Raw genomic sequence first — 18,928 nt, forward strand, 5'->3', positions numbered from 1 at the left:
CCACGCACCACCCGTTTACGGGCAACCAAGAGGTGAACGTGTCCTGTGGGACCGCCCCACCGTTGGCGGGTGCGGGTGCGGGTGCGGGTGCGGGTGCGGGTGCGGGTGCGGGTCGGCGGGTCGGCGGGTCGGCGGGTCGGCGGGTCGGCGGGTCGGCGGGTCGGCGGGTCGGCGGGTCGGCGGGTCGGCGGGTCGGCGGGTCGGCGGGTCGGCGGGTCGGCGGGTCGGCGGGTCGGCGGGTCGGGGGATGGCGCGGTTGCCGCCCGCGGTGCTCAGCCCCCGCGGCAGACGGTCACGTGTTGGCGCCTTGCACGGGTGGGCGGGTGGGAAAAGTCTGGTAAGGCTCGGCGCGCTGGACTCGTGACACCGGGGGTCGTAACGTCGGGGCCGTTGGTCTAACTAGCGGTGATAGTTTTAGTGCCGGAGGCTGTGTCATGGCTGCGTCCCCGAAGTTGCCCCCCTTCGACCCCGCCGACCCCCTCGGCATCGACGACCTGCTCGACCCCGAGGACCTCGCGATCCGGGACACCGTCCGGGCGTGGGCCGCGGACCGGGTACTGCCGTACGTCGCGGAGTGGTACGAGCAGGGGGAGTTGCCCGGGATCAGGGAGCTCGCCCGCGAACTCGGTGGCATCGGGGCGCTCGGGATGTCGCTCAGCGGATACGGCTGTGCCGGAGCCTCCGCCGTCCAATACGGGCTCGCCTGCCTGGAGTTGGAGGCCGCGGACTCCGGGATCAGGTCGCTCGTGTCGGTGCAGGGATCCCTCGCGATGTACGCCATCCACCGCTTCGGGAGCGAAGAGCAGAAGCAGGCATGGCTGCCCCGCATGGCCTCCGGCGACGTCATCGGCTGCTTCGGGCTCACCGAACCCGACCACGGTTCCGACCCCGCCGGCATGCGCACCTACGCCAAGCGCGACGGCGGCGACTGGGTCCTCAACGGCCGCAAGATGTGGATCACCAACGGGTCGGTGGCCGGCGTCGCCGTCGTATGGGCGCAGACCGACGACGGCATTCGCGGGTTCGTCGTGCCGACCGACGCGGCCGGCTTCTCCGCGCCCGAGATCAAGCACAAATGGTCACTCCGCGCATCCGTCACCAGCGAACTCGTCCTCGACGACGTCCGGTTGCCCGCCGACGCCGTGCTTCCGGAGGTCGTAGGACTGAAGGGTCCGCTCAGCTGTCTGTCGCACGCTCGTTACGGAATCGTGTGGGGTGCGATGGGCGCGGCGCGCGCTTCCTTCGAGTCCGCGCTCGCGTACGCGAAGACGCGTGAGCAGTTCGGGCGGCCCATCGGCGGCTTCCAGCTCACCCAGGCCAAGCTCGCCGACATGGCGGTCGAACTGCACAAGGGGATTCTGCTCGCCCATCACCTGGGGCGGCGCATGGACGCCGGGCGTCTGCGTCCCGAGCAGGTCAGCTTCGGCAAGCTGAACAACGTACGAGAGGCCATCGAGATCTGTCGTACGGCACGGACGATCCTCGGTGCCAACGGGATCTCACTGGAGTACCCGGTGATGCGGCACGCGACGAACCTGGAGTCGGTGCTCACGTACGAGGGCACCGTCGAGATGCACCAGCTCGTGCTGGGCAAGGCGCTCACCGGACTCGACGCCTTCCGCTAGGAAGACCCGAAGCCCTGTTCAACCCTGCGGGAGGCAGGGCCGATGAGCGGCCCTGCCTCAGCTCTGGTTGAAGAACCCGTCCTCACGGCGCACGGCGGGGTCGCCGCTGACGATCTCCGTGTTGGCGGGGGTCAGCAGGAAGACACGGTTCGCGACCCGCTCGATCGTGCCGCGCAGGCCGAAGGTGAGGCCGGCCGCGAAGTCGACCACGCGCTTGGCGTCGGTCGCCTCCATCGCCGTGAGGTTCACGATCACCGGAACCCCTTCCCGGAACAGTTCGCCGATCGCGCGGGCGTCGCGGAAGCTGTCCGGGGTGACCGTGCCGATCCGTCGGCCCTTCACCTCGGCGACGTCCTCCGCCACCTTCACCCGCGGATCCGTGACCCAGGCATCCCCGGGCTGCTCGGTCCCTTCGGAGTAGTCGTCGTCGTAGTAGCGCTCGTCATCGTTGTCGTCAACGAGTCCAAGCCAAGCACTCGCCTTGCGTACCGATCCCATGGACGCCTCCTCTCACAGCGGTCTTACTTGCTTTCCGCATCCCTATGGTCATCCATGATGCGGATCGCGCGCCAAGTGGATAGACGCCGCGCGGGGGGTTTGTGACGCTACTGGTGCACAGCCAATACGTCGAGGGCCCCCGTGTATCAAGGGTGTTGCTGGACAAGGCTGCTGACTGAGAGTGAAATATGATTCTTCTCGGCGTCCGGGTGACGGCTGGTGCGTACGGGTGAACGAGGTGGTCGATACGAAGCGGCTGCTCAACGCCCGGTCAGATGCCATATCGATCTCCGGATGCCCAGTCAGTTGTCGTTCACGCCACGGGGGGTTGTCGTGTTCGGAATGGTCCGGCCCTGCAGTCACAGACTCGGTGAGAACCTCAAGACCCAGTGGATGGCGCATTTGTGCGGGCTGTGTCTCGCGCTGCGCGGGGACCACGGGCAGTTCGCGAGGGTTGTCACGAACTATGACGGTTTGATCCTCTCGGTTTTGACGGAGGCTCAGGTCGAGCGCGCGGGCGGCGGATGGCGTCGTACGGCCGGGCCCTGCCCGCTGCGCGGGATGCGGACCGCGTCCGTCGCGCAGGGCGAGGGCGCGCGGCTCGCGGCGGCCGTCTCGCTGGTGCTCGCCTCGGCCAAGGTGCGTGACCATGTCGCCGACGGGGACGGGCTGCTGGCCCGCAGGCCGGTGGCGCTGGCCGCGCGGCGGGTCGCCGGGAGCTGGGGGCGGGCCGGGGCGCGCACCGGTTCGGCGGTCGGGTTCGACGCCGCCGTACTCGTCGAGGCCGTGGAGCGGCAGTTCGGCATCGAGTCCCTGGCCGGACTCGGCACGCCGATCCTGACCGTCACCGAACCGACCGAGACCGCCACGGCGGCCGCCTTCGCGCACACCGCGATCCTGGCCGGACGGTCCGGCAACGCCGTACCGCTCGCCGAGGCCGGGCGCCTCTTCGGCCGGCTCGCGCATCTCCTGGACGCCGTGGAGGACAAGGAGTCCGACGCCGCGTCGGGCGCCTGGAACCCCCTTACGGCGACCGGCACCCCGCTCACCGAGGCGCGGAGACTCGCCGACGACGCGCTGCACGGGATACGGCTCGCGCTGCGCGAGGCGGAGTTCACGGACGGCAAGCTCGCGCATCTGCTGCTCGCGCACGAACTGGGGCGCTCGGTGGACTGGGCCTTCGGCACGCAGTCGTGCGGGCACGGGGCCGGGTATGGGCACGTGCCGGAGCCGCAGGGTGCCTTCGGGCCGCCGCGGACCCCGTACCTGCCGGGCGATCCGCGGCACGACGGCAATCCCTACGGCGGTGAGCCCCCGCGGCCCGACAGGCGCGGTTTCTGGGCCGGATGCGCCGTAGCCCTCGGGCTCTGCTGCACCTGCAAGGTGTGCTGCGCCGACGAGTTCGAGGGGCCGTGGTCGGGGCGGCGGCGCGAGGGATGCTGCTCCAGTTGCGACTGCTCGTGCTGTGACGCGTGCGAATGCTGCGAATGTTGTGAATGTCTGTCGTGCTGCGACTGCTGAATATGCCGGATGCCGTGACCAGTTGACTGTGACGGGTCGTCACCGCCGTTGTATACGCGGCACTTGGGGATCATGGATGACCTGCGAGGTCGGGCCTTCCCTGTTTCAGCGTGGTAAAACAAAAACATGATCCGGTGACCGGTGTGCCGTGCGTGTCGTTGGGCGGGAGCAGAACCATTTCTGCCCCGGGTTCGATCCCTGATCGAGCCTGATCGAACCCGATCAACTCGCCACCCACTTAAGGCACTTCAGTGGACGTCACAACAAAAGCGACCACCAGCATCCGCACCAGGCTGCTGAGGATTCTGATCCTCGCCCTCGCGGTCCTGCTCGCCCTGCTCGGTATCGCGGCCGCCGAACAGATCTCCGCCTATCGCAACGCCTCCGCGACCGCCGACAACGCCCGCCTGGAAATCACCCTCCAGGGACTCGTGCACGAGCTGCAGAAGGAGCGCGGGCTCACCACCGGATACGTCGGTGGCGTACGGCAGTTCAGCGCCAAGCTGCCCACGCAGCGCAAGGCGACCGACGCCGCGCGCGAGCAGTTGGACGTGGCCCTGAAGGGGCGTGAGGACTCGGCCGCCGGTTCCGTGCGCGAGTCCCTCGGCCGGCTCGACGGACTCGCCGGCATCCGCAAGGACGCCGACGACGGCACCGGCGTGGTGAAGGACACCTTCGACTACTTCACCACCACGATCACCGTCCTCGACCGGCTCGACCTCGGCCTCGAAGACGTCCACGACGGCAATCTGCGCGACGCCTACCAGGCGCTCCAAGTCCTCGGCAACGCCAAGGAGTTCACAGGCGAGGAGCGCGCCATCGTGCTCGGCTCGGTGCGCGCCGGTAAGTTCCGCGGCGACGACTACAGCCGGTTCATGGAGATCCGCGCCGGACGCCTCGCCGCCCTCGACGCCTTCCCGCGGTCGGCCACCGCCGTGCAGGAGCGGCGGCTGAACACCGCCCTGACCACACCCGACGCCGAGCGCACGCTGGCGTACGAGAGCAAGGCGGTGCACGGCACCGGGAAGCTGAAGTCGAGCGCGATCCCGCCCATGGCCTGGTGGGACTCGACGACCGCCACCATCAACGGGATGCGGAACGTACAGATCTCCCTCGGCACCGATGTCGAGAACAGGGCCGCCCAGTTGGAGAGTTCGGCCCAGCGCGACCTGCTGCTGTTCCTGCTGCTCGCCCTCGGCACGGTCGCCGCGCTCGCCGCGCTGGCCCTCGACTGCGTACGGTCCGTCTCCACACCGCTCGTCGAACTCGCCCGGCAGGCACGGGAGGTGGCCGGCAGCCGGCTGCCGCAGGCCGTGGCCGCCGTACAGGACGGGTCGTCCGGGGCGGCGCCGACGCCGCCCGCTCCGCTCGCCGTCGCCGGCAAGGCGGGGGCCGAAGTGCGGGAGGTGGCCGAGGCGTTCGACCGGGTGCAGCGGTCCGCCTTCGAACTCGCCACCGAGCAGGCCGTGTTGCGGCGCAACGCCACCGACTCCCTGGTGAGCCTGGGGCGTCGCAACCAGAACCTGGTGCGCCGTCAGATCAGCTTCATCAACAAGCTGGAGCACGAGGACGCCGACCCCGCGACCCTCGCCAACCTCTTCGAACTCGACCACCTGGCCACCCGTATGCGCCGCAACGCCGAAAGCCTCCTCGTGCTCGCCGGAGAGTCCAGCCCCCGCCCCTGGTCCACGCCGCTGGCCGTCAACGACGTGCTGCGCGCCGCGCTGTCCGAGGTCGAGGAGTACCGCCGGGTCACCCTGCGCCGCATCGAGCCCGCGTTCGTCACCGGCTCCGTGGTCGTCGAAATCGCCCATCTGCTGGCCGAGTTGGTGGAGAACGCGCTGAGCTTCTCGCCGCCGGACTCCGACGTGGAGATCGAGGGACGGCGCACCAGCGCCGGGTATCTGGTCGCGATCGTCGACCACGGCTTCGGCATGGACAACCAGGCCCTCGCCGAGGCCAACGTACGACTCTCCGGCACCGCCAGCTTCATGGCCGAACCCACCCGGTTCCTGGGCCACTTCGTGGTCGGCGCCCTCGCCCGCAAGTGCGGCATCGAGGTACGGCTCGGCGAGGCACCGGCGGCCGGTGTGGTCGCCCGGGTGCTGATCCCCGCGGGGCTGCTGACGGAGAAGGCGGTCGAGACGGGGCCGGCGGTTCCCGCACCCAGGAAGGCGGAGACGGAGGAGATGAAGAGCGAGGAGACCGAAGCGGTGGCCGCCCCGGTCGCCGCCAAGGGCGGTTCGTCCGCCGCGCGCACCCGCAACGGCCTGGTCAAGCGGCCGCAGCGCAGCGGTATCGCGGCAGCGGTGAGCGAGACCGACCGGAGTGGCCGACCCGCTCCCACCACACCGCCCAACCCGGAACGGACCCCTGAACAGGTCTCCGGGATGCTCTCCACCCTGCGCAGCGCCCACATGCGGGGCGGCATCAGTGTCGAGAAGGAGAAGCAGCAGAAGACCGAGAAGAGTGCGGCGAAGAACGCCGAGACGAATGAAGGTGCCGCCAAGTGACCACCGTCGACACCCCGCACGACTCACAGACCTTCAACTGGCTGCTCGCCAACTTCGTCAAGAGCACCGACGGCGTACGCGACGCGGTCGCCGTCTCCTCCGACGGGCTGCTGATCGCCGTGTCGGACGGGCTCGGCCGCACCGAGGCCGACCATCTCGCCGCGATCGTCTCGGGGTTGAGCAGTCTGGCCCGCAGCGCGTCCAAGCGGTACAGCTTCGACGGGGTCAAGCTGATCATGATCGAGATGGGCCGGGGTTTCCTGCTCGTCTCGGCGATCAGGGACGGCAGCTGTCTCGGTGTCCTCGCCGACAGCAGCGGTGAACTGGGCCTCGTCGGTTACGAGATGGCGGTGCTCGCGGAGCGGGCGGGTGATCTGCTCACCCCGACGCTCATCGCCGATCTGCGGCAGGCGTTGCCACGGTGAACGGTGAACAGCCCAGGAACGTAGAACCTGACGAGGACGCGACGTTCGTCCGGCCGTTCATCATCACCGGCGGCCGGTCCGAGCCTCTCCAGGCCGATCTGCGGCTGGAGACGCTGGTCGTCGCCGTCGGCGTGCCGGATCCGTCGCTCACCTTCGAGCGGCGCCACATCGTCGCGGTGTGCGAACAGCCGACGACCGTCGCCGAGGTGGCGCACCGGGTCGGCGTACCCCTCGGAGTGGCCAAGGTGCTGATCTCCGACCTCGTCGTCGCCGGGCAACTCGCCTGCCGACAACCCGCGGAGCTGCCGCTCCCGATGCTCGAAAGGATCAGGGACCATGTCCGGGCGCTCTGACAAGATCGTGCCGCTGGCCGTGAAGATCGTGGTCAGCGGCGGCCTCGGGGTCGGCAAGACCACCTTCATCGGGGCCATTTCGGAGATCGAACCCCTCGACACGGAGGCGGCGATCACCGAAGTCTCCGTCGGCGTCGACTCGTTGGAGGGCGTCGAGGCGAAGACCACCACGACCGTCGCCCTCGACTTCGGGCGGATCACGCTCGACCCGACGATCGCGCTGTACCTGTTCGGGACGCCCGGGCAGGACCGGTTCTCCTTCCTCTGGGACGACCTGGTGGAGGGCGCGCTCGGCACGGTCGTCCTCGTGGACACCCGGCGGATCGAGGACTGCTTCCCGGCGGTCGACTACTTCGAGTCGCAGGGCGCGCCCTTCGTCCTCGCGGTGAACCGCTTCGACGGCGCGGACCGGTTCGACGTGGACGAGGTCCGGGAGGCGCTGGGGCTGGGTGCGGACGTGCCGGTGCTGGAGTGCGACGCGCGGAACCGCGATTCCGTACGGGATGTGCTGGGAGCGCTGATGGACCGGGTGATCGGGGTCCGGGCGGCACCACGACGGCGTACGGCCGCCCTGACGCGGTAGGCGCGGTGGAGGAAGTGCGGACGGAACCCGAGGGGAGGGGTGTGTGAAGGCGGAACGGGTGGAGCGGGAGAACACGTGAAGCGCACGGTCAGAGGAGGACTCGGGCGACCGGGACGCGCAGTGGGTCAGCTCAACAGGAAGAGGACCACACTCGACCGAGGTCGATGTGGGAGCGCTTGACCAGCCACTGCTGCGGATGCATGGGACAAGTGGAACAGGCATCCGGTGGGGCGTCAACCAAGATGAGACGTACTGCTCACAGTGTGGACTTCCTTGACACCGAGGGGAAACGGCGCCGTACAGTCGGTAGACGGTCCTGCTGAGGGGCTCGGCCGTACGGTGCCGCCAGGCGCCCTGTGTGAAGGCATTCGCCCGTGTTGCTCACGTCACGGAGTCTTCGCATGTCTTCCGACATTCCCACCCCCGTATCCGCCGTCCCGAGCACCGGGCTCTCACTCGTGATCGTCGGGGCCGGGCCGCGGGGGACCGGTCTCATCGAGCGCATGGCGGCCAACGCCGTCGACCTGTACGACGGTTCGGGTCTCGACATCCATCTCGTCGACCCCCACCCGCCGGGCGCCGGACGCATCTGGCGCGCCGCCCAGTCGCCGCTGCTGTGGATGAACTCGCACGCCGAGGACGTCACCATGTTCACCGACGAGACGGTGGTCATGGAGGGTCCGGTCCGCCCCGGCCCCACCCTGCACGAATGGGCCGACATCGAGGGCAGCACCTTCGCCGACCGCCAGCTCCAGGGCTCCTACCTGCGCTGGGTGCACGAACAGTCCGTGGCCGCGCTGCCGCCGGGCGTCACCGTCCACCACCACCCGCACCGGGCCCTCAGGATCAGCGGCCCGCGCGACGGACGCCAGCAGGTCTGGCTGGAGGACAGCCCGAACCCGCTCCTCGCCGACCTCGTCGTCCTCGCCCTGGGCCACCTCGACGCCGAACTGGACGAGGACCAGCGCGAGTTGGCGGCCTACGCCCGCGCCCACGACCTGGTCCATCTGCCGCCCGACTTCACCGCCGACAGCGACCTCTCCTCCCTCGCCCCCGGCGAACCCGTGCTCGTCCGCGGCTTCGGCCTCGCCTTCGTCGACCTGATGGTCCTGCTCACGGAGGGGAGGGGCGGACGCCACGACGGCGACACCTACGTCCCCTCGGGGCAGGAGCCCGTGCTGTACGTCGGGTCGCGGCGCGGCGTGCCGTACCACTCGAAGATCGGTTACGAGTGGAGCGGTGAACGGCCGCCGCTGCCACGGTTCTTCGGGCCCGCCGAGGTCGACGCGATACTCGCGCTGCCGGGGGGCTTCGACTTCCGGCGGGACGTATGGCCGCTGATCGAGAAGGAGTTGGGGTTCGCGCACTACCACCGGCTGTTCGGTGTGCACCCCGAGCGGACGAGCATCGCCTGGACCGACTTCGAGGAGAAGTACGCGGCCGGGGAGGCGGCGGACCGCGAGGCCCTCGTCGCGTCCGCGGTGCCCGACCCCGCCGACCGGCTCGACCTCGCGGCCCTCGACCACCCGCTGGACGGGGTGCGGTACGCGTCGCACGAGCAGTTCCAGGAGGGGCTACGGGCTTATGTGGAGGGCGATCTGAGTCGCCGTCACGATCCGTCCAACAGCCAGGACCTGTCGGTCTTCCTCGGACTGCTCTCCGTCTACGGGCAGTTGATCCGGCTCGGTGACGTCGGGCCCTGGTGGCACGGCTTCTTCAGCTACCTCGCCTCCGGGCCGCCGGGACCCCGGCTGCGCCAACTCCTCGCGCTGTCCCGGGCCGGCGTCGTCCGGTTCGTCGGCGCGGACATGGCCGTAGCCGCCGAGGACGGGGTGTTCCGCGCGTCGAGCGCGACCGTGCCTGGTGCGACGACCGAGGCGCGGGCGCTGGTCGAGGCGCGGCTGCCGGAGCCCACGGTCGGGCGGTCCGTCGATCCGCTGCTGCGTCAACTGCACGCCGACGGGGCCGTGATGGAGAGTCCCGAGGGGCTGCTGCGGGTGGACCGCACCGACGGGCGGCTGCTCGACGGGGACGGGCGGCCGCACCCCCGGCGGTTCGCGCTCGGGCCCTACACCGACGTACGGACGCCCGGCGCCTTCACCCGGCCGCGCACCGGCGGCCCGGCCTTCCGGCAGAACGACGCCACCGCGCGGGCCGTGCTGGCGTTCCTGCGCGACCTCGCGTGTCGGGCTGCCGCGTAACGCCCGATCAGGGCGGTGAAGTCCCGGGCCTCATCAAGGACTTGGCCCTCTCCGAGGCGCTCCCGAACGACAGGAAGGCTTTCCTCCCATGACCTCCTCGCACGGCCGGGGCCTGCATCTGGCCGCCGCCGTCGACCAGCGGTCGGCCTACGACGCCGACTCCTACGTCGCGTTGGCGCGGCTCGCCGAGAGCGGCGGGCTCGACTTCGTGACGCTCGACGACACCTTCGCGCGCCCCGGACCCGACGCCCTCGCCGTCCTGTCCCGCGTCGCCCCGGCCACCAACCGGATCGGCCTGGTGCCGACCGTGACCACCACGCACACCGAGCCCTTCCACGTGCAGGCCGCGGTCGCGACCCTCGACTGGGTCAGCCGGGGCCGGGCCGGCTGGCGGCTCGACGTGTCGACCACCGAGGGCGAGGCCCGCCTCTTCGGCCGCCGGCACGCCGCACCCGCCGACGCGCTGTGGACGGAGGCCGGTGAAGTCGCCGAGGTGGCCGCCCGGTTGTGGGACAGCTGGGAGGACGACGCCGAGATACGGGACACGGCCACCGGCCGTTTCGTCGACCGCGACAAGCTGCACCACGTCGACTTCGAGGGCTCCGAGTTCGCCGTCAAGGGCCCCTCGATCGTGCCCAGACCACCGCAGGGCCACCCCGTCCGCGTGGTCGACGCCACCGAGGGCCAGGCCCGGCGGACGGCCGCCCGGTACGCCGATGTGGCCCTCGTCCGCGCGGCGAATTCCGCGCAGGCCGGGGCCGTACGGTCCGAACTGCGGTCATCCGCGCAGAAGTTGGGCCGGGATCCCGACACCCTGCGGGTCCTGGTGAGCCTCGTCGTCGACCTCGGCGACGGCGAGCACGCGGCCGAACCGGGCCACGGCGGGGGCGGCCCCCGGCAGACCGCGCACGGCCCGCTGTACCGGGGCGGCCCGGTCGACCTCGCGGAGTTGATCGCCACTTGGCACGGCGACCGTACCGTCGACGGCTTCCACCTCACGCCCGTCGAACCCCGCCGCGACCTGGAGCGACTGGTCAACGGGACGGTCGCGCTGCTCCAACACCGGGGCCGGTTCCGCACGTTCTACCCGGGCAGCACCCTCAGGGAGCACCTGGGCCTGGCCCGGCCCGCCAACCAGTACGCCGTGACCGGGGGAGCGTCATGACCGTACGGAGGCCTTCGCGCCGGCAGATCCATCTGGCGGCGCACTTCCCCGGCGTCAACAGCACCACCGTGTGGGCCGATCCGCGGTCGAAGTCCCAGATCGGGTTCTCCTCCTTCGAGCATCTCGCCCGCACCGCCGAACGCGGCCGCTTCGACTTCTTCTTCCTCGCCGAGGGGCTGCGGCTGCGTGAACACAAGGGCCGTATCCACGACTTGGACGTCGTCGGCCGCCCCGAGTCCCTCACCGTCCTCAACGCGCTCGCCGCCGTCACCTCACGGATCGGACTGGCCGCCACGGTCAACGCGACCTTCAACGAACCGTACGAACTCGCCCGCAGACTCGCCACGTTGGACCACCTGAGCGGAGGTCGCGCCGCCTGGAACGTGGTGACCTCGTCCGACGCCTTCACCGGGGAGAACTTCCGGCGCGGGGGATACCTCGACCGTGCGGACCGCTACACCCGGGCGGCCGAATTCGTTGACGTGGCACGGGAGCTGTGGGACTCCTGGACCCCCGACGGAGTGTCCCGCCCCTTCGCCCACCGGGGCCAACACTTCGACATCGCGGGCGAGTTCACCGTCCCGCGCTCACCCCAGGGGCACCCGGTCGTCATCCAGGCCGGGGACTCGGGGGAGGGGCGGGAGTTCGCGGCCCGGACCGCCGACGTCATCTTCACGCGGCACGGCACGCTGGAGGACGGCCGCGCCTTCTACGCCGACGTGAAGGGACGCCTCGCCAAGTACGGCCGCGGCGCGGACGATCTCAAGATCATGCCCGGCGTCAGCGTCGTCCTCGGCGACACCGCGGCCGAGGCACAGGAGCGGGCCGCCGAGATCCGGCGGCAGCAGGTCTCCCCGCAGAACGCGATCCTCGCCCTGGAACAGATCTGGGGCACGGACCTCTCCGCCTACGACCCCGACGGCCCGTTCCCCGACATCGACCCGGTGCCGGAATCGTCGATCACCCAGGGGCGGACCCGGCGCGGCGACACCGTAGCGATGGCCGAAAAGTGGCGGGCGCTGTCCCGCGAGAAGGGGCTGTCCATCCGGCAGACCGTGATCGAGGCGAGCGGCCGGCAGTCCTTCATCGGCACTCCGGAGGCGGTCGCCGCCGAACTGGAGACCTTCGTACGACAGGACGCCGCCGACGGCTTCGTCCTCGTCCCGCACCTCACCCCCGGCGGGCTCGACGAGTTCGTGGACCGGGTGGTGCCGCTCCTCCAGGAACGTGGCGTGTTCCGCACGGAATACCGGGGCACGACCCTGCGCTCACATCTCGGGCTCCCCGACCCGGAAGGCAGGGAAGGGGTGACCACGCGACGACAGGACTGAGCGCACGACGATGGAGCTGACGGCATGACTTCGGACGCGGCCGACGAGTGGAGGCAGTGGCACGAGCACCGCATGGAGACGGCGTCGGGTCCCTACGGCCCCCTCGCTCTGACCGGCACGCACTGGCTGGAGGACCATCCGGACGGTCACCTTCCGGGTATTCCCGGCGGATGGGTCCTCGACGGTGACACGGTGGTCCTCACCGCCACGGCTGACGACGGACTGACCGTCGACGGGGAACCCTTCACCGGCGAGATCCGCCTCGGCGCGGACACCGGCCCGGTGAGCACGGCCCGCGTCGGCCTCGGCGAGCGCCGGCTGGTCGTCCTGATCCGCGAAGGCCTGTGGTGCGTGCGCGACTACGACCCCGGCTCGGCGGCACGGCACGCGTTCCGGGGCGTCGAGGTCACGCCGTACCAGCCGCGCTGGTCGGTGCCGGGGCGCTTCACGCCGTACGACGCGCGGCGCACCGTACCGGTCGCTACGGCGGACGGTGTCGAACGCGGGCTCGGGCTCGCGGGTGAACTCGCCTTCCGGCTCGCCGGGTTGGAGGTGACCTTGCAGGTGGCGGTGCAGGACGACGGCAAGTTGTGGGCGGTGTTCGCCGACTCCACGAGCGGGGACGGCAGTTACCGGTTCCGGTTCCTGTATCCGGCGGCGCCCGACGCGGAGGGGCGCACGACGGTCGACTTCAACCGGGCCGTGCTCCCGCCGTGCGCGTTCGCCGACCATTTCATCTGCCCTTTCCCGCCGCCCGGGAATACGCTGGGCCTTGCGGTCGAGGCGGGGGAGCGCACCCTTCGGCAGGTGGGGCGTTGACCTGCGGCGGGCTGTGTTTCGGCCCACTGCGTCCGGGTGATCAACTCGCGTAGACCGTGGGCCAGTTGAAGGTCGTACGGCCGAAAGGCGCCCTTGCGCCCATCGGCCGGGCGGCCGAATACTCCCCCACAGCGCTTGTCAGGAGCACGGCGTGTTCGGAAACCGGACGCCCGACCCCGACTGCGCCTCACGGGCCCCGACCCCACGCGGGCCCCCGAATTCCCCTAGGAGGGAACGAAACGTGAGGATCAAGCGCACCACCCCGCGCAGCGGAATCGCGAGACGGACCAGGCTGATCGCCGTGGCCACCGGATTCGTCGCCGCTGCCGCGTTCGCCGTCCCCACCGCGAGCGCCAGCGACGCCCACACGTTCAGCGCCACCCAGCTCTCCGCGGCCAACTCGTCCGTGCTCAAGGCCGATGTCCCGGGCACCGCCTGGGCGGTCGACAGCTCGACGAACCGTGTCGTCGTCACCGTCGACAGCACGGTCTCCCAGGCCGAGATCGCGAAGATCAAGTCGCAGGCGGGCAGCACCGCCGACGCGATCACCATCAAGCACACGGCCGGTCAGTTCAAGAAGCTGATCACCGGTGGCGACGCCATCTACGGCGGCGCGTACCGCTGCTCGCTCGGCTTCAACGTGCACAGCGGGAGCACGTACTACTTCCTGACCGCCGGCCACTGCGGTGAGGTCGCCTCGACCTGGTACTCCAACTCGGGGCACACCACGACGCTGGGCACGAACGTCGGCTACAGCTTCCCGACCAACGACTTCGCGCTGGTGAAGTACACCAACACGTCGATCGCCCACCCGAGCGCGGTCGGCAGCCAGACCATCTCCAGCGCGGCCACGCCGAGCGTGGGCACCACTGTCTACCGGCGCGGCTCCACCACCGGCACGCACAGCGGCCGGGTCACCGCCCTGAACGCCACCGTCAACTACGGCAGCGGCGACGTCGTCTACGGCATGATCCAGACCACGGTCTGCGCCGAGGGCGGCGACAGCGGCGGTCCGCTCTACGGCGGCACCGTGGCCTACGGTCTGACCTCGGGCGGCAGCGGCAACTGCACCTCCGGCGGCACGACCTTCTTCCAGCCGGTCACCGAGGCGCTGAGCTACTACGGCGTGAGCGTCGGCTGACGTCCGCCTGAATCACTTCCGCTCCCGGACTGCAGCCGGTGGCGAAGCGAGTCCCCGTACGCAACTGGCGTGCGGGGGCTCGCTCTTGTGTGTCGGCTGGAGTTACCGTCGTTGTATCGAAGCAGGCACCTGATGCGCCACGTCGGACCCTGGGGGGCCGTGATGGTCGAGGAGCTGGTGACGGCGGGAGTGACGCTCGCGTCCGTCGGAGTGGTGTACGCGATGGCGGCCGCGCGGGTCGTCAAACAGTACGAGCGGGGCGTGGTGTTCCGGCTCGGCAGGCTGCGGCCCGAGGTGCGCGGGGCCGGCTTCACGATGGTCGTCCCGTTCGTGGACAAGCTCCGCAAGGTCAACATGCAGATCGTGACGATGCCCGTGCCCGCGCAGGAGGGCATCACGCGCGACAACGTGACGGTCCGGGTGGACGCGGTCGTCTACTTCAAGGTCGTCGACGCGGCGGACGCGCTGGTGCAGGTCGAGGACTACCGGTTCGCCGTCTCGCAGATGGCGCAGACCTCGCTGCGGTCGATCATCGGCAAGAGCGATCTCGACGACCTGCTCTCCAACCGCGAAAAGCTCAACCAGGGGCTGGAGTTGATGATCGACAGCCCGTCCATCGGGTGGGGTGTGCAGATCGACCGCGTCGAGATCAAGGACGTGTCGTTGCCCGAGACGATGAAGCGGTCGATGGCCCGGCAGGCCGAGGCCGACCGTGAGCGCCGGGCCCGGATCATCAACGCGGACGCCGAGTTGCAGGCCTCGAAGAAACTCGCCGAGGCCGCCGAGCAGATGTCCGAACAGCCCGCCGCGCTCCAACTCCGGCTGCTGCAAACGGTGGTGGCGGTCGCGGCCGAGAAGAACTCGACGCTGGTGCTCCCCTTCCCGGTCGAGCTGCTGCGGTTCCTGGAGCGAGCGGCCCCGGCTCCGGCCGCCCCGGCCGCTCCCGCCGCGCCCGCAGTGCCCGCGGCACCCGTGACGCCGGTTGCCGCTGTGGCGCCGCAACCGGTGCAGGAGCAACTTCCGCCCGCCGAGCCTCAGTCGGATCCGGCCTCCGATGGGGCGATTTCAAGACAGGACTAGACCTCACCGGCTGATGAGCGTCACTCGCACCGAGTGTTTGCAGTGCGAATGGCCTGGGGTGACCGTGAACAGTCAAAGGGGGGGGCGTGCAACCGCGTTCCGCGCACGACCTGAAGTCGACCTTGTGCGCTCCCTGTGCGATTAGGAAGAGTAGGCGCTCGTCAACCTACCTTTCGGCCGGTCGGGTCCCCATAACCTGGCGGGCCGACCCCCCACAGGAGGACACGAGTTGAAGCACCGACGCATACCCGGGCGACGGGTGGCCGTGGCAGGCGCGGGCGTAGCCGCACTGGTCGTCGCGGGAGTCACCTTGCAGAGTGCGAACGCCAGCGAGACCACACCGGCGGCCGCACCCCACACCCTCTCGGCCCTCGCGGCCGGAAAGCTCGCCTCGACGCTCGGCGAGAACCTCGGCACCGACGCGGCCGGCACGTTCTACGACGCGAAGACCAAGAGCCTCGTTGTCAACGTGCTCGACGAGAACGCCGCCGACACCGTCGAGGCGGCCGGCGCCAAGGCGAGAATCGTCGAGAACTCCCTCGCCGAACTGGCGGGCGCCCGGACGACCCTCAAGCAGGACGCCACCATCCCCGGCACCTCGTGGGCGACCGACCCCACCACCAACAAGGTCGTCGTCACCGCGGACCGCACGGTCTCCGACGCCGAGTGGACCAAGCTCACCAAGGTCGTCGACGGACTCGGCACCAAGGCCGAACTCCAGCGCACCAAGGGGGAGTTCAAGCCCTTCATCGCAGGTGGCGACGCCATCTCCGGCTCGGGCGGCCGCTGTTCGCTCGGCTTCAACGTCGTCAAGGGCGGCGCGCCGTACTTCATCACCGCCGGGCACTGCACCGAGGCCATCTCCACCTGGTCCGACTCCAGCGGCAACGAGATCGGCACGAACGAGCAGTCCAGCTTCCCGGACAACGACTTCGGCCTGGTCAAGTACACCTCGGACGTCGCCCACCCGAGCGCGGTCGACCTCTACGACGGCTCCTCGCAGGCCATCACCCACGCCGCCGCCGCCACGGTCGGCGAGAAGGTGACCCGCAGCGGCTCGACGACCCAGGTGCACACCGGCACGGTCACCGGCCTGGACGCCACCGTGAACTACGGCAACGGCGACATCGTCAACGGCCTGATCCAGACCGACGTCTGCGCCGAGCCCGGTGACAGCGGCGGCTCGCTCTTCGACGGCGACGCGGCGATCGGCCTCACCTCCGGCGGCAGCGGCGACTGCACCTCGGGCGGCGAGACCTTCTTCCAGCCGGTCACCGAGGCACTGTCGACGTTCGGGGCGCAGATCGGCTGATCTGCCCGTACGACACCGTGAAGTCCCGTCCCCGCGCGCGAGGGGGCGGGATCTTCGCGTACGGACCGGGGGTTGAGCTCAGCGCGTGGGCCAGTACCACTGCGGTTCGTCGAGCGGGCCCTCGCGGCCCGCCACCGTCGTCTGCCCGAACTCCTTCACCAGCTCTATGGAGTTGACGTCGAGACGGTGTCGTATCGCGCCCTTCTGGAGGGCGTCCGCGAGCGGTCGGGCGTGGGTGACCACGACGATCTGGGTGTCCTTGGTGGCGGTGAGGATCAGATCGGCGAGTGGCGGGATCAGGTCCGGGTGGAGGCTCGTCTCCGGCTCGTTCAGCACCAGCAGCGACGGGGGCCGGGGCGTCAACAGGGCCGCCGCCCACAGGAGATAGCGCAGGGTGCCGTCCGACAGCTCGGCGGCGGTGAGTGCGCGCAGCAACCCGTGCTGGCGCAGGGCGAGTTGGAAGCGCCCACCGAGGTCGGCGATGTGGACCTGGCTGCCGGGGAAGGCTGCGTCCACGGCAGCGTCCAGCGCATCGGCGTCACCGACCTCGCGGATCGTCTGCAGGGCGGCGGCCAGATCGGAGCCGTCACCGCTGAGCACGGGCGTGCGCGTGCCGATCTGGGCGGCCCGGGCCGGCGCGTCCGCGTCGGTGCGGACATGGTCGTAGAACCGCCAGGACCTGATGAACTCCCGTACCGCCAGGACGTCGGGGGCGTGCTGGGGGTCGGCCAGTTCGCCGAGCATGCTGTCGTACGGGCGCAGGGTGCCGTGGGCGCGGGACCAACCGCCGCCCGCGCCGCGGAGTTTGACGGCGGATCCCGCGCGGTCGGAGAGCACCGAGGCCGGGCGCAGGACGGGGCCGCTCCAGATGGACTCGCGTTTGATCTCCGGGTCGAGGTTGAACATGGACGCCACGCGGTCGGTCCCCGGGGACGGGCTGGGGTGCCCGAAGTCGATCGCGTACCCGAACTCGTCGCCCGCGAAGCCCAGTTGCAGACTGACCGGGCCCGAGCGGACCGTGCCCTGCACGGGGTGTCTGCCCTCGCGCACCGCGCGGCCGATCTTCTCCGGGCCCGCCCACAGGACCGACGGCAGCCCGCCCTCCTGCGCGAGCGCGGCGACGGCACCGCCGCGCGCGGACGCGGCGAGCAGGCGCAGCGAGCGGTAGAGACTCGACTTGCCCGTGCCGTTCGCCCCCGTGATCACGTTCAGTCGCGTCAGCGGGACGATCAGGCGGCGCAGGGAGCGGTAGTTCTCGACGGCGAGGGTGCTGATCATGCGTCCAGCGTTGCAGACGGGTCTGACAATCCCGGTCGGCCCAGCAGGTCCTCGTGCTTCCGGCGCAGTGTCGCCGCCAGCAGGGTGACCACGATCCCGGCGAGCGCCCAGGCCGACAGGACCAGCAGCGGGCCGGTGACGGCGTTGCCCTTGAAGTAGGCGATCGAGCGCGCCACCCAGGTCCCGGCGCCCGGTGGCAGCGCGGGCCCGATCGCGTTCCAGAACGGCGGCAGCAGCGGCAGCGGGAAGGCACCGCCCGCGCTCGGGTTGCCCGCGATCACCACCAGCAGGATCGCGAGACCGATGCCCACGACCCCGAAGACCCCCTGCAGCGCGAGGGTCGCCGCCCCCACGGCGAACGTGATCAGCGCGCCGAGCCCCCAGAAGGCCATGACGCTGCCCGGCAGCGCCCCCAGGATCGGTCCGATGATCACCGCGCCACCGAGACCGCCGACGATCGCGACCAGCGCCATCACGATCAGCCGGATCACCGCGCGGCGCGGGTTGGCGGGCCGCGCGCCGGTGCTGATCGCCAGGATCGAGGCGCACAGATAGCCGCCGACGCACCAGCCGACGACCAGGTAGAAGGACGACAGCCCGTCGAAGTCCTGGGACGAGGCCGGCGCCACGTCCACCGTCCGGACCGTGCGCTGCTCGGTCCTCTCCAGGGTGGCGGTGATGGTCTCCAGAGTGGTCGCGAGGACGGTGCCGCCGCCGGTGGCGACCAGGAGCGTGTCCTTGGTGCCGCGCGGGTCGATGACGAGGGCGCCGTCGATGTCCCGGTCCAGGATCTGCCTCCGCGCGGTCGCCGCGTCGGACACCGCGCGTGGGGCGAGCGGTGAGCCGGGCAGTTGCTTCAGCCGGGCCACCGTCTGCTCGGCCGTGACCTGAGGAGCGACGACCCCGAAAGACACGTCCCGGGGCTTCGGGTTGTGCAGCGCCCCTACGTAGGAGGCGATGAAGAGCAGCTGAAGAGCGACCACACCGACGACGAGCAGGCCGGCCCGCAGGGTGACCGCGTCCTTCACCTCACCGAAGAAGGACGTACGGGACGTACCGGCACCCGGGGTCTCTGTCATGTCC

16 protein-coding genes are annotated in these 18,928 nt (G+C 70.5%); 13 read left to right on the forward strand and 3 right to left on the reverse strand.

Going from position 1 to position 18,928, the window contains the following annotated elements:
- Positions 1-434: 434 nt before the first annotated feature.
- Positions 435-1,625: an acyl-CoA dehydrogenase family protein gene (locus OG504_RS40850; protein WP_405994283.1), complete on the forward strand. Its 1,191-nt coding sequence runs from the start codon at positions 435-437 to the stop codon at positions 1,623-1,625.
- Between the two features lie 57 nt (positions 1,626-1,682).
- On the opposite strand, the gene OG504_RS40855 is transcribed toward OG504_RS40850, so the two are convergent.
- Complete coding sequence (locus OG504_RS40855; protein WP_019059292.1) at positions 1,683-2,123, reverse strand: cell division protein SepF; 441 nt, start codon at positions 2,121-2,123, stop codon at positions 1,683-1,685.
- A gap of 333 nt (positions 2,124-2,456) precedes the next feature.
- Between OG504_RS40855 and OG504_RS40860 the strand changes: the two genes are divergently transcribed.
- The 12 genes from OG504_RS40860 (at position 2,457) to OG504_RS40915 (ending at position 16,567) form a co-directional block, all read left to right on the forward strand.
- On the forward strand, positions 2,457-3,644 hold the full coding sequence (locus OG504_RS40860) for a DUF5685 family protein (protein WP_405994284.1): 1,188 nt from the start codon (positions 2,457-2,459) through the stop codon (positions 3,642-3,644).
- A gap of 251 nt (positions 3,645-3,895) precedes the next feature.
- Positions 3,896-6,157, forward strand: coding sequence for a nitrate- and nitrite sensing domain-containing protein (locus OG504_RS40865; RefSeq protein WP_405994285.1), 2,262 nt, complete (start codon positions 3,896-3,898; stop codon positions 6,155-6,157).
- On the forward strand, positions 6,154-6,582 hold the full coding sequence (locus OG504_RS40870) for a roadblock/LC7 domain-containing protein (RefSeq protein ID WP_033286269.1): 429 nt from the start codon (positions 6,154-6,156) through the stop codon (positions 6,580-6,582). The genes OG504_RS40865 and OG504_RS40870 overlap by 4 nt, the downstream gene beginning before the upstream one ends.
- Positions 6,579-6,935 (forward strand): DUF742 domain-containing protein, encoded by a 357-nt coding sequence (locus OG504_RS40875; RefSeq protein ID WP_405994286.1) that lies wholly within the window; start codon positions 6,579-6,581, stop codon positions 6,933-6,935. The genes OG504_RS40870 and OG504_RS40875 overlap by 4 nt, the downstream gene beginning before the upstream one ends.
- Entirely contained in the window at positions 6,919-7,518 is a 600-nt protein-coding gene (locus OG504_RS40880; RefSeq protein ID WP_405994287.1) for a GTP-binding protein, read from the forward strand. Before OG504_RS40875 ends, OG504_RS40880 begins: the two co-directional genes overlap by 17 nt.
- A 401-nt stretch (positions 7,519-7,919) precedes the next feature.
- Positions 7,920-9,719 (forward strand): FAD/NAD(P)-binding protein, encoded by a 1,800-nt coding sequence (locus tag OG504_RS40885; RefSeq protein WP_405994288.1) that lies wholly within the window; start codon positions 7,920-7,922, stop codon positions 9,717-9,719.
- Between the two features lie 88 nt (positions 9,720-9,807).
- Positions 9,808-10,884, forward strand: a complete 1,077-nt coding sequence (locus OG504_RS40890; protein ID WP_405994289.1) for an LLM class flavin-dependent oxidoreductase — start codon at positions 9,808-9,810, stop codon at positions 10,882-10,884.
- On the forward strand, positions 10,881-12,215 hold the full coding sequence (locus tag OG504_RS40895; RefSeq protein ID WP_405994290.1) for an NtaA/DmoA family FMN-dependent monooxygenase: 1,335 nt from the start codon (positions 10,881-10,883) through the stop codon (positions 12,213-12,215). Before OG504_RS40890 ends, OG504_RS40895 begins: the two co-directional genes overlap by 4 nt.
- Before the next feature lie 24 nt (positions 12,216-12,239).
- Positions 12,240-13,034: a DUF1684 domain-containing protein gene (locus tag OG504_RS40900; RefSeq protein ID WP_405994291.1), complete on the forward strand. Its 795-nt coding sequence runs from the start codon at positions 12,240-12,242 to the stop codon at positions 13,032-13,034.
- 241 nt (positions 13,035-13,275) lie between these two features.
- Complete coding sequence (locus tag OG504_RS40905) at positions 13,276-14,175, forward strand: S1 family peptidase (protein ID WP_405994292.1); 900 nt, start codon at positions 13,276-13,278, stop codon at positions 14,173-14,175.
- Positions 14,176-14,337: 162 nt separating this feature from the next.
- Positions 14,338-15,255, forward strand: coding sequence for a slipin family protein (locus OG504_RS40910; RefSeq protein ID WP_405996568.1), 918 nt, complete (start codon positions 14,338-14,340; stop codon positions 15,253-15,255).
- A 229-nt stretch (positions 15,256-15,484) separates the two neighbouring features.
- Positions 15,485-16,567 carry a S1 family peptidase gene (locus OG504_RS40915; protein ID WP_405994293.1) on the forward strand — a complete coding sequence of 361 codons (1,083 nt, stop codon included), beginning with the start codon at positions 15,485-15,487 and terminating at the stop codon, positions 16,565-16,567.
- A 78-nt stretch (positions 16,568-16,645) separates the two neighbouring features.
- Here the strand turns inward: OG504_RS40915 and OG504_RS40920 are convergent, their stop codons facing one another.
- Both OG504_RS40920 and OG504_RS40925 read right to left on the reverse strand, forming a co-directional pair.
- Positions 16,646-17,845 carry an AAA family ATPase gene (locus OG504_RS40920; protein ID WP_405994294.1) on the reverse strand — a complete coding sequence of 400 codons (1,200 nt, stop codon included), beginning with the start codon at positions 17,843-17,845 and terminating at the stop codon, positions 16,646-16,648.
- On the reverse strand, positions 17,842-18,924 hold the full coding sequence (locus OG504_RS40925) for a DUF3533 domain-containing protein (RefSeq protein ID WP_405994295.1): 1,083 nt from the start codon (positions 18,922-18,924) through the stop codon (positions 17,842-17,844). Before OG504_RS40925 ends, OG504_RS40920 begins: the two co-directional genes overlap by 4 nt.
- Between the last annotated feature and the right edge of the window lie 4 nt (positions 18,925-18,928).

It is taken from the genome of Streptomyces sp. NBC_00986, assembly GCF_045162565.1.
Lineage (GTDB): Bacteria > Actinomycetota > Actinomycetes > Streptomycetales > Streptomycetaceae > Streptomyces.